Origin of the sequence: Candidatus Nitrosotalea sp. TS, assembly GCF_011319465.1 — an archaeon.
Lineage (GTDB): Archaea > Thermoproteota > Nitrososphaeria > Nitrososphaerales > Nitrosopumilaceae > Nitrosotalea.
Map to the genome: position 1 here is coordinate 143,720 of NZ_RCMB01000002.1, position 13,049 is coordinate 156,768.

General features: G+C 41.5%; 20 protein-coding genes and 1 pseudogene. 20 read left to right on the forward strand and 1 reads right to left on the reverse strand.

Annotated features, from left to right (window positions below; genetic code table 11):
* Positions 1-49: 49 nt before the first annotated feature.
* The 4 genes from DYY67_RS01315 to DYY67_RS01330 all read left to right on the forward strand — a co-directional run bounded on the left by DYY67_RS01315 (position 50) and on the right by DYY67_RS01330 (position 4,357).
* Positions 50-1,912: a heavy metal translocating P-type ATPase gene (locus tag DYY67_RS01315; protein WP_166390066.1), complete on the forward strand. Its 1,863-nt coding sequence runs from the start codon at positions 50-52 to the stop codon at positions 1,910-1,912.
* Entirely contained in the window at positions 1,909-2,505 is a 597-nt protein-coding gene (locus DYY67_RS01320; protein WP_166390068.1) for an HAD-IC family P-type ATPase, read from the forward strand. Before DYY67_RS01315 ends, DYY67_RS01320 begins: the two co-directional genes overlap by 4 nt.
* 176 nt (positions 2,506-2,681) lie before the next feature.
* A complete protein-coding gene (gene purC, locus DYY67_RS01325) occupies positions 2,682-3,509 on the forward strand; it encodes a phosphoribosylaminoimidazolesuccinocarboxamide synthase (protein WP_166390070.1) in 828 nt (275 codons plus the stop codon).
* A 317-nt stretch (positions 3,510-3,826) separates the two neighbouring features.
* Positions 3,827-4,357, forward strand: coding sequence for an ArsR/SmtB family transcription factor (locus DYY67_RS01330; RefSeq protein ID WP_166390072.1), 531 nt, complete (start codon positions 3,827-3,829; stop codon positions 4,355-4,357).
* On the opposite strand, the gene DYY67_RS01335 is transcribed toward DYY67_RS01330, so the two are convergent.
* Positions 4,358-4,774, reverse strand: a complete 417-nt coding sequence (locus tag DYY67_RS01335) for a DUF371 domain-containing protein (protein ID WP_166390074.1) — start codon at positions 4,772-4,774, stop codon at positions 4,358-4,360. It lies immediately after the preceding gene.
* A 53-nt stretch (positions 4,775-4,827) separates the two neighbouring features.
* Between DYY67_RS01335 and psmA the strand changes: the two genes are divergently transcribed.
* The 16 genes and pseudogenes from psmA to DYY67_RS01405 all read left to right on the forward strand — a co-directional run bounded on the left by psmA (position 4,828) and on the right by DYY67_RS01405 (position 13,048).
* Positions 4,828-5,568, forward strand: a complete 741-nt coding sequence (gene psmA / locus DYY67_RS01340; RefSeq protein ID WP_166390076.1) for an archaeal proteasome endopeptidase complex subunit alpha — start codon at positions 4,828-4,830, stop codon at positions 5,566-5,568.
* A gap of 39 nt (positions 5,569-5,607) precedes the next feature.
* The gene (locus DYY67_RS01345; protein ID WP_166390078.1) at positions 5,608-6,423 is read left to right on the forward strand and encodes a putative RNA uridine N3 methyltransferase; all 816 of its coding nucleotides are present in this window, start codon (positions 5,608-5,610) and stop codon (positions 6,421-6,423) included.
* A gap of 410 nt (positions 6,424-6,833) precedes the next feature.
* A pseudogene (locus DYY67_RS01350) lies at positions 6,834-7,825 on the forward strand (50S ribosomal protein L3).
* The gene (gene rplD, locus DYY67_RS11395) at positions 7,822-8,097 is read left to right on the forward strand and encodes a 50S ribosomal protein L4 (RefSeq protein WP_320415895.1); all 276 of its coding nucleotides are present in this window, start codon (positions 7,822-7,824) and stop codon (positions 8,095-8,097) included. Before DYY67_RS01350 ends, rplD (DYY67_RS11395) begins: the two are co-directional and overlap by 4 nt.
* Entirely contained in the window at positions 8,091-8,636 is a 546-nt protein-coding gene (gene rplD, locus DYY67_RS01355) for a 50S ribosomal protein L4 (protein ID WP_320415896.1), read from the forward strand. The genes rplD (DYY67_RS11395) and rplD (DYY67_RS01355) overlap by 7 nt, the downstream gene beginning before the upstream one ends.
* On the forward strand, positions 8,633-8,899 hold the full coding sequence (gene rplW, locus DYY67_RS01360) for a 50S ribosomal protein L23 (RefSeq protein ID WP_166390080.1): 267 nt from the start codon (positions 8,633-8,635) through the stop codon (positions 8,897-8,899). The genes rplD (DYY67_RS01355) and rplW overlap by 4 nt, the downstream gene beginning before the upstream one ends.
* Before the next feature lie 41 nt (positions 8,900-8,940).
* Entirely contained in the window at positions 8,941-9,336 is a 396-nt protein-coding gene (locus tag DYY67_RS01365) for a 30S ribosomal protein S19 (protein WP_166390082.1), read from the forward strand.
* Positions 9,337-9,342: 6 nt separating this feature from the next.
* Positions 9,343-9,798, forward strand: a complete 456-nt coding sequence (locus DYY67_RS01370; RefSeq protein WP_166390084.1) for a 50S ribosomal protein L22 — start codon at positions 9,343-9,345, stop codon at positions 9,796-9,798.
* A gap of 44 nt (positions 9,799-9,842) precedes the next feature.
* Positions 9,843-10,574 (forward strand): 30S ribosomal protein S3, encoded by a 732-nt coding sequence (locus DYY67_RS01375; RefSeq protein WP_166390156.1) that lies wholly within the window; start codon positions 9,843-9,845, stop codon positions 10,572-10,574.
* Complete coding sequence (rpmC, locus tag DYY67_RS01380; protein WP_445082558.1) at positions 10,574-10,750, forward strand: 50S ribosomal protein L29; 177 nt, start codon at positions 10,574-10,576, stop codon at positions 10,748-10,750. Before DYY67_RS01375 ends, rpmC begins: the two co-directional genes overlap by 1 nt.
* A gap of 25 nt (positions 10,751-10,775) precedes the next feature.
* A complete protein-coding gene (locus tag DYY67_RS01385) occupies positions 10,776-11,042 on the forward strand; it encodes a ribonuclease P protein component 1 (protein WP_166390086.1) in 267 nt (88 codons plus the stop codon).
* Positions 11,039-11,362, forward strand: a complete 324-nt coding sequence (locus tag DYY67_RS01390; RefSeq protein ID WP_166390088.1) for a 30S ribosomal protein S17 — start codon at positions 11,039-11,041, stop codon at positions 11,360-11,362. The genes DYY67_RS01385 and DYY67_RS01390 overlap by 4 nt, the downstream gene beginning before the upstream one ends.
* On the forward strand, positions 11,362-11,799 hold the full coding sequence (locus DYY67_RS01395; protein WP_166390090.1) for an uL14 family ribosomal protein: 438 nt from the start codon (positions 11,362-11,364) through the stop codon (positions 11,797-11,799). The genes DYY67_RS01390 and DYY67_RS01395 overlap by 1 nt, the downstream gene beginning before the upstream one ends.
* 1 nt (position 11,800) lies before the next feature.
* The gene (gene rplX / locus DYY67_RS01400; RefSeq protein WP_178084786.1) at positions 11,801-12,331 is read left to right on the forward strand and encodes a 50S ribosomal protein L24; all 531 of its coding nucleotides are present in this window, start codon (positions 11,801-11,803) and stop codon (positions 12,329-12,331) included.
* Entirely contained in the window at positions 12,331-12,552 is a 222-nt protein-coding gene (locus tag DYY67_RS10370; protein ID WP_255492621.1) for a hypothetical protein, read from the forward strand. The genes rplX and DYY67_RS10370 overlap by 1 nt, the downstream gene beginning before the upstream one ends.
* Complete coding sequence (locus DYY67_RS01405; RefSeq protein ID WP_255492622.1) at positions 12,530-13,048, forward strand: 30S ribosomal protein S4e; 519 nt, start codon at positions 12,530-12,532, stop codon at positions 13,046-13,048. The genes DYY67_RS10370 and DYY67_RS01405 overlap by 23 nt, the downstream gene beginning before the upstream one ends.
* Position 13,049: the final 1 nt, after the last annotated feature.

The window sequence follows — 13,049 nt, forward strand, 5'->3', positions numbered from 1 at the left end:
AAAGTTCCATAGTTAAGTAAATGGCGCGCGTAATATATCATGATATACTATGACGGTTGAGGTAGCCAAGCAAGAAGAGAAAATCAGGCGAACGGTATTGAAAATAGGCGGAATGCACTGCGCTGGATGTGTCAGCACCATCCAGAAATGCATTTCAGATGTTCCGGGAGTAAACAAGGTAGAGGTCAACCTGGCTACTGAAAAGGCTACATTAGAATTTGATCAAACAAAAGTTAAACTTGATTCTATTGAAAAGGCAATCGAGGAAATAGGTTACAGGGTAGTTTACGAAAAACTATCTTTGAAGATTAGCGGAATTTCTGATTCTACTGATTCGGAGAGACTTGAGCAGAAACTGCGACAAATTAATGGCATCAAGTTAGCGTCCGTCAATTATGGGAATTCACAAATTAATATAGAATACAACTCAGCCCTCCTGTCGCTTGCAGACATCAGAAAGAAGATCACAGAGCTCGGATATGGCATTCTAAGCGAAGATCTAGGGATATCAACACAGGACATGGAAGCAAGAAAACTCAAACACCTGTTCATAGTTGGAATTATTTTTACTGTTCCTGTTATTTTATTCAGCTATCCTGAAGTTTTCAAATTTTTGGCTATATCAGGAACAAACATTGCGGCATATACGATGTTTGTATTTGCGTCAGCCGTTCAGTTTGTGACTGGAAGCAGGTTCTACACTGGCGCGTTTCGAATTGCAAAGATGAGGTCTGCAAACATGGATACCCTGGTTGTGCTTGGTACGACCACCGCCTATTTCTTTAGTGCATTCAATACATTTCCGGTTCCCAACTGGCATGCCATGTATTACGACGCAGCAGCAGTTGTCATCACATTCATAATTCTAGGCAAGTACATGGAGCTAAAAACCAAGGGCAGGACCAGCTCCATAATCAGGAAGATGCTTGAGCTCCAGCCCAAGACTGCTAGAATAAGAAAGAAAGATGGCAAAGAGGTTGAGATAGCGGTGGAACTTATCCAGCCTGGAGATATTCTAGTAGTCAGGCCAGGAGAGAAGATTCCGGTCGATTCCTCGGTGGTATTTGGTATCTCGGCAGTAGACGAATCCATGATAACTGGCGAGTCTGTTCCTGTAACAAAAAAGATTGGAGACAGTGCGATAGGTGGGACAATCAACAGAGAAGGAATGCTTGTTGTAAAAGCAACCAAAGTTGGCTCTGACTCGTTTCTCTCGCAGGTAGTAAAACTTGTGGAAGAAGCAATGGGCAGAAAGCCTCTCATGCAAAAATTGGTTGACAGGGTTGCAGGATACTTTGCATACGCGGTAATGGTTGTCGCTCTATCTACTTTCATTGTCTGGTATTTTGCAGTAACACACGGCGTTGCTGGTGCTGCAATAATTCCAGCAGTTGCTGTGCTCGTTGTTGCATGTCCATGTGCACTAGGCCTTGCTACTCCTACTGCAATCATGGTTGGTATGAGCAAGGGTGCATCAAATGGTGTGATATTTAGAGGAGGAGAGGCGATGGAGATGCTAAATAAAATCTCGGTGGCAATCTTTGACAAGACAGGAACTCTAACACAAGGAAAGCCTCAGGTGACAGATGTGGTCGAGATAAAAAAATTGGCCATGGTCGTTCCTGCAATCAGTTCTGACAAAAATGAAACTACACTAACCCTTGCAGCTATTGCAGAGAAAGGCTCTGAGCATCCGTTAGCAAAGGCAATTGTTGCACATGTGCAAGATCAAGGAATGAAAATAGATGATGCATCATACTTTGAAGCGGTTGCAGGACTTGGCGTGATAGCTACCTACAACAACTTGCGTTTGAAGGTTGGCAGTCCAGCATTCATGCAAAACCAGAAAGTAGACATATCGTATTCCAATCAAATAATTGGGAAACTACAGGAAGAGGAAAAACAGCAGTGATAGTTTCTGTGGGTGATGTGGTTCTTGGAATCATAGGACTACTTGATATTCCAAAGCAAGGAGCAAAGGAGGCTATCTCTATTTTGAAATCAATGAAGATAGAACCTGTAATGCTTACAGGAGACAATGAAAAGACTGCAAACAAAGTTGCCCAGATGGTAGGCATAGAGAGGATCTTTGCAGACATCTTGCCGTCAGGAAAAGTAGATGTGGTAAGAAAGATCCAAAATGAAGGCAAGAAGGTAGCCATGATTGGAGACGGAATAAATGATGCACCGGCTCTTACTGTAGCCGACGTAGGGATAGCGGTAGGATCTGGCACGGACATTGCAATAGAGGCTGGTAAAGTGATTCTTGTCAGAGACGACATTCGTGATGTTGTTACTGCAATCGAGATTGCAAAGAAGACTGTAGGAAAGATAAAACAGAACCTGACTTATGCTTTCATGTACAACGCGATCTTGATTCCTGTAGCTGCTATGGGATTTCTGTATCCTGCACTTGCTGGAATCGCGATGGCTGCAAGTTCGGTTTCTGTTACCATGAGCTCACTTGCCATGAAAAGATGGACTCCAAAGAGAAAGAAGAATTAACATTATTTGAAAAAATTTGTTTGTGTTCAAGTGGGAAACTAAACCGAGTAACAAATTCCTTCAAGAGATTTGAAACACTAATTCAAAGTACCATTGCCATGCTACCAAGTATGACAGTCTGGAAACAAGTCAAAAAGTATATCAGTTTAAATCCAAGCCAGTTCAATGACGCCTGATTGAGGTTTTTACGCTCAGGCAAGGTCAAGGATATATACGAACTAGACGACAAGCACGTTTTATTTCATTTCTCAGACCGGGTTTCTGCATTTGATGTCAAGTTCCCATCGCCAATACCTCGAAAGGGTGAGGTCTTGTGCAAGTTTGCCGAGTTTTGGTTCAAAAATTTGCCTACAAAGAATCATTATGTCAGGACCGAGGCAAAGGACAAGATAATAGTTAAAAAAATGGATATAATTCCAATCGAGTGCGTCGTGCGGGGATATTTTTACGGCAGCCTCATCCAAAGGTGGAAAGAAGGAGAAGTAAAAATTCCAGAAGGTACCAATACCCAAATTGCAGCAAAGTTTCCAACACCAATCTTTGATCCTACCACAAAATCTGAAACTCATGACATTCCAATCACTAGGGAAGCTGCATTGGAGCGAAACCTTGCAAGCGCTGCAGATTATGACTGGCTGGAAAAGACATCGCTTGGAATCTACCAAAACATGTCACAGATAGCAGAAAAGGCCGGATTCATACTTGCAGACCTCAAACTAGAGTTTGGAAAAATAGGTGACGAGATTATTCTGGGTGATTCTATTGGTCCTGACGAATACAGGATGTGGCCCAAAGAGTCATACCAAGTAGGAAAGATACAGGAAAGCTACGACAAGCAACTGTTACGTGACTGGCTTGCAGCTCGCGGCCTGCAAAAAAAGTTTGAAGATGAAAGAAAGCAGGGACTTGACCCTGTTGCACCAGAGCTTCCACAGGATCTGTGCAACGAAATGTCATCAAGATACTTGACTTCATACGAGCGCATTACTGGAACTCGTCTTTGACTCGAATTTTGTTTTAGGCCCTAACGCAAATCCTGCCAGTCCATGCCGTATTTTCTACCCCGAGGGAACCTTTTTCCCAAAAAATCCAAAAAAATTTTCTAATTTTGATTTTCTGGTAATATTACCATGTATCTAGTAATGGTGGTATATGCATTATAATGGTACAAGTGAAGTGATTATGCAATTATGTATATCATATTGTAAGGAAAAAATTAGAATCTTTTTTACGATAATTGTAACGTGAAAAAAAATCACGTAATGGACAAAAAAATATGATCTTGGGATCTTTTAGGTTGTATTAAAACTGAAATTAGGAAATGTCAACTCTACTACAAAAAGAAATCAAAATAAACAAAATACTTGCCACAAGTGCTTCCCAAGCAAAAGCACTTGATGACGACGCCAGGGTTAGGATTCTGCAAATATTGTACCACAAGCAATTATCAACAGATCAGATTGTTGTGGAACTTCACAAGGAAGGGTGCAAAAAAGCAACCACCACAATAAGGCATCACCTGGACGTGCTAAAAGATGCAGGCTTGGTTGAAATTGTAAAGATGGAAGAAGTTCGCGGCGCAGTTTTGAAATACTATGGAACCTCGGTAAGGGTTCTAGGCCACAAGCTTCCGCCAAATTTTGAAAACGACTTTTCTAAAACAATTGTTGACGCATCTGTCAAGCTAGAAAAAGTAATCAAAAACATTGCCCAGACAGCGGGTTCAAAAATGAAGAAAAAAAGCTCAAAAAATAATCCCGAGTCAAACTATGAAGAATATCTTCTAGTCGAGATTGTAAATCGGGCAATGGCAAAAGTGTTTGAAGACAACGGTTCCATGATTCAAAAATAATCAGGTAACCTCTATTGCAAAGATTCCTGTAGTGTCGGGATTTTGCAATATCTTTATCATCTTTCTTGGGATGGCATCTGATGCAGCATCGCAGTTGGTGGCCATTGTTCTAGGACAGGTAAAGGAGCTTTTTCTAATTACGATGTCATGTGGATTTGTAAGTGTCAGCTTATCGCTTCCATTACCTTTTACTTTGAATGTAAAGTCTTTTACCAAAATGGTACAGTTGACAGTAGATTTTGAATTTTGCAAAAGCATTTTCATTTTCTCTGGCAAGTCACTGCATCCGGAACTTGCCCCTACTCCAATGATGCAATCTCCATTTACAGTAAGATGCGACTCGGTTGTTATCTCAATTGTTTTTGGATGAAGTGATCTTATGTTTTCATGACCATGAAAAGGGATCTCAAAACGCATGATCTGCTGCTTGTATAAACTTAAATTAAACCTTCAAAGGTAAGAATTTTGAAATGCTTCCAGCCGCAGCAGGTTATGATAGAGCGATTACTGTATTTTCTCCAGATGGCAGACTTTACCAAGTCGAATATGCTATTGAAACTGTAAGACGCGGAACTCTTGCAGTTGGAATCAAAAGCAAAGACGGTCTGGTCTTGGCAGTTGAAGAAAAACCAAGAAAATTACAAAACTCAGAGGTTACTCAAAAAATATTTCAAGTCGACGATCATATTGGTGTGGCAGCAGCAGGATACATTCCAGATGCAAGATCTCAGGTAGATAACGCCAGATTCTTTTCACAAAGTAACAGGATGATCTATGACGAGCCAATCGAGGTAGAGTCTGTTGCAAAACACTTGGCCGATCAATGCCAACAATTTACCCAGTATGCTGGAGTAAGACCATTTGGAGTTGCGTTAATAATTGCAGGAATTGACAAAAGTGGAAGCACGATTTACCTGACTGATCCTAGCGGCACTTACATTTCGTATGATGCTGTTGCAATAGGAGCAGGCTCAGACCAAGTAACTGAATATCTTGAAAAACACTACAAAAAAGACATGTCATTTGAAGATGCAGCGGCACTTGCAATCGAATCAATATATCTTGTAAGCGAAGACAAGGATGGAACAAAACACATCAAGATGGCTCACATCATGAATGACGCCAAACTCATGACAAAGACTGCAGAAAAAGATATTGAAAAATACGCAGTCAAGGCAAAAGAGAACTTTGCCAAAAGACAGCAAAAGTAACATCTAGCATTTTATAGCGCAACCAAGTCACTTGCAGTATTGAAACTGTCAATAGCTATTCCTGATTCGTCTCTAATGGAAGAACCATCCCCGCTTGGGCAGGCATTAAAAATTTCAGATATTGGTAGAGCATGTGCCGTATTCAAGGTAAACACAATCTATCTTTACCATGAAGCAGACGGAAGAGACCGTGACAGATCACTTTTGCGCACAACACTGCGCTATCTTGAGACCCCGCAATACCTTCGCAGAACGATGTATAGAAAAACGGAGGAGCTTAGGTTTGCAGGAAGTCTGAGTCCTCTTAAGATTCCGTCGCACGTGCAAACGCCTGATCCAACCAAGGTCAAGCCAGGCGACATTCGAGACGGAGTTGTAGTCTTTGCAAGAGGACAAAAATATGTCGACGTTGGATTTGACAAGTTCATTCCATATCACGGCCCTGAGGATGAAGGAAAAAGAATCACGGTGCAATTCAAGGAAGGACCGCCAAACCTTTCTATCAAGCAGATAAGACGTGACGAGATCAAGCAGTATTGGGGATACGAAGTAAAAGAAGCATCCAGCCTGAGCAACGTTCTTTCCAACTGGAATTCTTTTGTCATATTTACATCAAGAAAGGGAAAACTTATCCATAAAACACAAAAATATTTCCAAGAAATCTCTGACGCTGAAGTCTTGGTAGTGTTTGGCTCCCCAAAAAGAGGAGTCCATGAGATCTTGGGCAGGGCTTTGGGAAATGTTCCAAAATCGCAGATCCTAAACTTTTTCCCCGATCAAGCTACTCAAACAGTCAGGCTCGAAGAAGCGATACTTGGAACACTTGCGATCTTAAACATCCTGTCGCGCAATTAGATTGACATGGTTGCAATGCCAAAAAAGAAATTATTTGCATTTGCAATTATGATGGGAATTGCATGTGTTATTATTGGAAGTATAGTTATTGCAATCAATCTTGTGCATTTTTTATAAAAAGTTAAAGTTTTACAAAAAATAATGGCAAGCTCTATTTTCTAATAATAGACTTAGGCACTGTCAAGTTATTGGGACATAAATCCAGATCGCTTCGTTTGCACAGTATTTGAAATAATTAAAGACTGGTTCTAGATATCGTCTTTTTTGTCATGGTACTGCCAAACGCACTTTGTTATTTTTGCAATGTTATCAGAAAAATTTGATCTGTTTAAAAGAGCAGGCAATATCATATGTCCGGATAACTTAGTGCCTAGACTTATAATGGGGTACTCGACTTTTAGCGTTTATCAATGGGCCATAGGAAGCATAGCCAGCCAAGGAGGGGAAGCCTTGCCTATTTGCCAAGGTCTCGAGCGAAGAGCATGGAAGCCAGAATACGCACTTGGCCCAAAGTCCACGACGATCAGCCAAAACTGCTCGGATATGCAGGATTCAAGGCAGCATGCATGCGCATCGCAAGTGTGGATGACCGAGAAAAGACTCCAAACTTTGGAAAACAGCTTGTCAGCCTTGGAACAGTTGTTGTTACACCGCCCATGGTAATTATCGGAATTAGAGGATATTCAAAGGACAGATACGGACTGGATTCGCTTTTTGACATTTATGCAAAAGACCTGCCAAAGGAATTATCAAGATTGTTCAAGACAAAGTATGACGAAAAAGGAATTGAAAGGGCAGAAAAATCACTTCGCCACATTGACGAGCTTTTCGCGATCACATCAGTTCTGCCAAGCCGAGCAGGACTGGAACAAAAAAAGCCATACGTCTTTGAAGTTGCAGTAAAAGGCGGAGACATTCCAAAACAATTTGCTTTCTTAAAAGAACTTTTGGGAAAAGAAGTAAAAATTGATCAAGTTTTTCAAAAAGGTGCAGATGTTGATGTTGCAGCAATTACAAAAGGAAAAGGGTTTGAGGCCCAATTGCAAGATGGGGAGTCAAAAAGAAACAACACAAGTCAAGAAAAAGTGTCAGGGCTCTTGGTACTCTAGGTCCTATCAGTCCTGCAACTATCATGTACACTGTCCCAAGAGCAGGACAGCGAGGATTTCATCAAAGAACACAGTACAACAACAGAATAATGATAATGAGCAACTCCGAAAATGAAGAATACAAAATAAATCCTTCAGGCGGATACAAACATTTTGGTGTGGTGCAAGGTGACTATGTTATTTTGCGCGGCTCAATTCCTGGAACTTATCGAAGACTGGTAAAGCTTCGCGCACCAGAAAGACAAAGAGTGTCAAAGGTAACACAACCAAAAGTTTTGGAGATTATGATATGAAAACCCAAGTCCTTTCAACCTCTGGCGCAAAAGACGGAGAAATAGAATTGCCACCAGTGTTTTCAACACCCATACGAAATGATCTTATTCACAGAGCATATGTGCATCTAGAGTCTCACAGTTTCCAAAGACAGGGAAGATATCCAAATGCAGGTATGGATGTTGTCGCAGAATCAAACAGCCCGCCAACAGGACATCATGCAGCAAGAGTTGCACGTATGCATGGCGGTGGAGGCGGAAGACAGGACAAGGTGGTGCTGTCGCAATGGTAAGAAAAGGTAGACAGGCACATCCTCCAAATGTTGACAAAGTCATATACAAATTATTGAATAAAAAAGAAAACAAGCTTGCACTGTGCTCTGCAATTGCAGCAACCACATCTGCCGCACTAGTACAACTTAGAGGCCACAGAACAGACAAGATAGAGTCTTTTCCAATTATCGTATCTGACCAGATAGAGTCTGTAATAAAATCAAAAGAACTCTACAAGATCCTCGAGTCACTGCACGTCTCCCAAGATGTTGAAAGGCTTGAAGGTAGGCTAAAGCGCCGTTCAGGTAAAACAAGACTGCGTGGCAGAAACACCAAAGTCGGCAAGAGCCTCTTGATTGTAGTAAAAGACTCTAAACACCTGTCAAAGGCATGCGGTTCCATTCCAGGCGTTGACGTGGTAGAGGCAAAAAATCTTAGTGTTATAGATTTGGCACCTGGCGCAAAACCTGCAAGACTGACTGCATTTTCAAAGGGCGCAATAGAAGAGATTGCCAAACTAAAATCTCCGCATCTTGAATTAATGGTGGCAATGCAATGAATATCGACGAAGCAACTCACATTATTTTAAAGCCATATGTCACTGAAAAGACATTTGCGTTAGTTGAAAACGAAAGCAGAATCTGTTTTCTAGTTCGAGAAAACACTACAAAACCCAAGATTGCAGAAGCAGTAAAGGTACTCTACAACGAGGTGCCAATCGGGGTAAACGTGTGCAGAACAGTATATGGAAAGAAAGCTTTTGTAAAATTTGCAACAATAGAAAAGGCAAGAGACCTTGCAACCAAGATAGGAATGCTATAATATGGTCTTTCGTGAATCAACTCAGATAAGGGTGGAACCAATTGGTTAAAGAATTCAAGTATCGCGGATTATCGCTAGAAGAACTGCAAGGTCTGTCACTTGAAAGGCTATTCGAACTTTTGCCTGCTCGCGCAAGAAGATCACTGACAAGGGGCATTACTGACGATAAAAGAAAATTGCTTGAAGACACAAAACTTGCAAAAGCTGGAAAACACAAAACTACAATCAAGACCCATCTTAGAGATGTTATAATTTTACCATACATGACAGGACTTACAATCAGTGTATATTCTGGCAAGGAATTTCTGCCAGTTGCTATCAAGCCAGACATGGTCGGCCATTATCTTGGCGAATTTATCATGACAAACAAAAGAGTCGTTCATGGAGCACCTGGTGTAGGAGCATCAAGGTCCAGTTTGTACGTGCCATTGAAGTGATTTTGTATGCATTTTAGCTATTCTTTCCAAAATTATGACAAGACGCGACATGTCAGAGCTGCACTAAGGGAGAAGACAATATCTCACAAGCATGCACGCGAAGTTGCAGTTTCAATCAAGGGCATGTCAATTGAAAAAGCAAGAACGTATCTTCAAGCAGTCGTCAATCTAGAGCGCGCAGTGCCATTCAAAAGATACAACAACGAAGTAGGACACAAGTCTGACACCGGTGTAATGTCAGGAAGATATCCAGAAAAGACTGCAACTGAATTTATCAGACTGCTTGATAATTTGGAATCAAACGCAGAATATAGAGGAATGGATCTTGACAGACTAAAGATAATCAATGCTACAGTTCACAAGGGAAGAAAAATTGAAAGATTCACTCCGCGTGCACAGGGCAGAGCAACACCGAAAATTGATATTCTAACGCATGTGGAGCTAGTGGCTCAGGAGCTTTGAGATGTCATCCAGTAAAAAACGTAATTCAAGACAGCTACAAACTCATGCTCCTCAAAGATTATCTCAGGGAAGCAATCAAGGAATCAGGCTTTTCAGAAGTTGATATTCAAAAAACTCCAACAGGTACCAGAGTCGGATTGCATGTCACAAGACCGGGTATAGTAATTGGCAGAAAAGGCAGCGGCATACGAGATCTTACCAAAGTTTTAGAAAAAGACTTTGCACTCAAAAATCCCCAGATTTCAGTAATCGAGATTCCAAGGCCTGAGCTTGAGCCAAGCGTCATGTGCAACAGAATGTCACAGCACCTGGCAAGAGGAACTGCATTTAGGCGAGCAGTCATGTGGACACTACAGACAATCATGGAGGCAGGCGCAATGGGTGTGCAAATCACAATATCTGGAAAACTTCGAGGAGAGCGCTCTTCATTTGAAAAACACAGCAAGGGAGTCCTGCCGCGCGCCGGATATCAAGCAGGAGTTATAGTATCTGAAGATATTGCACACGTTGAGACCAAGATGGGTCTTATCGGTGTCAGAATCAGAATTGCCAAAAAGGAAAAATATATTCCAGAATTTGAGCTAAAGGGAAGAAAGGCGGCACCAAAGGTAGTGGCAGTATCAGTAGAAGAAAAAGAAATTACCGAAGTTGAAATACTAGACGAATCACAAATTGACCCAACCAAGCCACGCACAGAAAGCGAGGTAATAGAAATCGAGGAGAAGCTAATTGAAAAAGTTGAAACCTTTGAAGACGTTGAGGAGGAGCTCAAGTAATGACACGACTGAAGATGAAGACTGTACGCGAATTTAACGAAACAGACCTCAAGGACAGACTTGACCAGTTGCGCTCTGAGTTGACAAAGCTTAGAATTGAATCATCAAAGGGAACGCTGCGAAAAGACAGCGGCAAAGTAAAGCCAATGCGAAGAGATATTGCACGAGTGTACTGACAAGATTAAACGAGCTGAAGAAAAAATGATTACAAGAGAAAACATTACATCACATGAGCTAATTGGATTGCAAGCACAGATTGTAGAATCTACTAACAAACAGATAATTGGGCTTGCAGGAAAAGTCGTAGATGAAACCAAATCCATGTTTACACTAAATACCGTTAAAGGCAACAAAAAATTTCCAAAAGAGACTGCGCGATGGAAGTTCAGCTTTAGTAACGATAATGCAGAAATTGAAGGGACGCAACTGACCAAAAGATCATACGAAAGAATGGGAGTAAAGGCATGACTAGAAACATAGGACTCCAAGTTGAGGCTCCAAAGACTGAATGCTCAGACCATGACTGTCCTTTTCACGGCACTCTAAGTATTCGAGGAAAACTAATTCAAGGAAAAGTAGTGAGTGCTAAAGCTCCCAAAATGGTTGTAGTGCAACAAGAGGCTCCTAAATTTGTGCCAAAATACAAAAGATATGCACGTAGCCAAAGTAAGATTCATGCTCACAGGCCACTCTGCATCGAGCTCAAAGAAGGTGATATCGTATTGACTGCAGAATGTAGGCCAATTTCAAAGAGTGTATCATTTGTAGTTGTGGAGGTTGTGTCATAATGGCGGCAACCAAGAGTCGTGCAGTATCTGCAAAGGGAGTACAGGAATTCCGACCATATATCACACGCGCACTTCCACTTGGAGCTCAAGTCGTATGCGCTGACAATACGGGTGCAAAAATTTTAGAAATTGTCATGGTACAAAAAACAAAGACCAGAGTTGCAAGATATCCATCAGCAGCAGTAGGCGATTTTGTAAATGTTGTAGTAAAAAAAGGCCCAGGTGAGCTTCGTGGCCAGATATTTGGAGCAGTAATTATCAGACAAAAATATGCAGTTCACAGATTAAGCGGAGTTAGAGTTACATTCGAAGATAACGCGGCTGTACTTGTTACGCCAGAAGGCGAAATAAAGGGAACTGAGATCAAGGGACCTGTTGCAGTAGAGGCGTCAGAGAAATGGCCAAGGATAGCAAATCTGGCATCAATGGTGGTATAAGATGAATTCAGCCAAGATGCGCCATAGAATGTTATACATTGCACCACTGCACCTAGTCAGCAAACAACTGGGGGCTCCACTTGCAAAAGACCTGCAGGAAAAATATCATCAATCAAGTGCGCGAGTCATAGAAGGCGACAGCGTCAAAGTTCTAAGAGGAGAATTCAAAGGAATTGAAGGAAAGGTTACAAACGTATCACCTCTGAAACGGGGAATTGCAATCGAGGGAATAAAGCGTGAAAAACTAAAGGGCGGAAACGTCGACATTTACATTCATCCATCTAACGTAATGATTACTGCTCTGAACTTGGACGACAAGTGGAGACAAAGCAGACTTGACGGACAAAAACCAAAGACTGCAAAACCCAAAGTCGAGGAACCAAAAGAGACCAAGCCAAAAGAGGCTCCAAAGGAGAAAAAAGAGGAACCAAAAGAGCAGAAACCAAAACAAAAGGAAACAAAACCTGCTCCAAAAACTGCAAAGACAGATAAAGAGCAAAAATCTCCAAAATCAAAAAAGAGTGATAAATAATGGTTAGCATATCTGGAAGCAAGAAACTAAAAAGGCAAATGGCCCCGCTGTTCTGGGGAATTACAAGAAAGGACAAGAGATTTGTAGTTACAGTAAAGCCAGGTGGACACAAAAAATCACTTTCCATTCCAACTGCAGTGTTTGTCAGAGATACGCTCAAGCTTGCAGATACCCTAAGAGAGGTCAAGTCTGTCATATATGGAGGAAAGATTCACAGTTGACGGAATTACACGCAAGTCACTTCACCACGGGGTAGGCCTGATGGATGTAATCGAACTGCAAGGTGTACCAGAAGTGTACCGACTAGTCCCAAAAGATCTTACAGTGCTCAAACCAATTACAATTAACGCATCTGAGAAAACAAAAAAACTGCTCAAGGTTACAAAAAAAGTCACAATCAAGGGCAAAAAAACACAGATAGGATTCCACGACGGACGAAACCTAATCTCTGACGCCAAAGTAAATGTCGGGGATACATGTCTAGTCCAGGTTCCAGAGACCAAGATTTTGGACGTGATAAAGCTCGAAAAAGGCGTACAGGTAATTGTGACAAGCGGTGTAAACGTAGGAAAGACGGGAAAAATTGCAGAAATTGAAGGGGGAACATTCGTGTTACCGCAAAGAGCTTTGGTTGATATTGACGATAGACAAATTGAAATTCCATCTGACTTGGTCATGGCAGTTGGAAAGGACAAACCCGTGATACAAATCCAGTGAT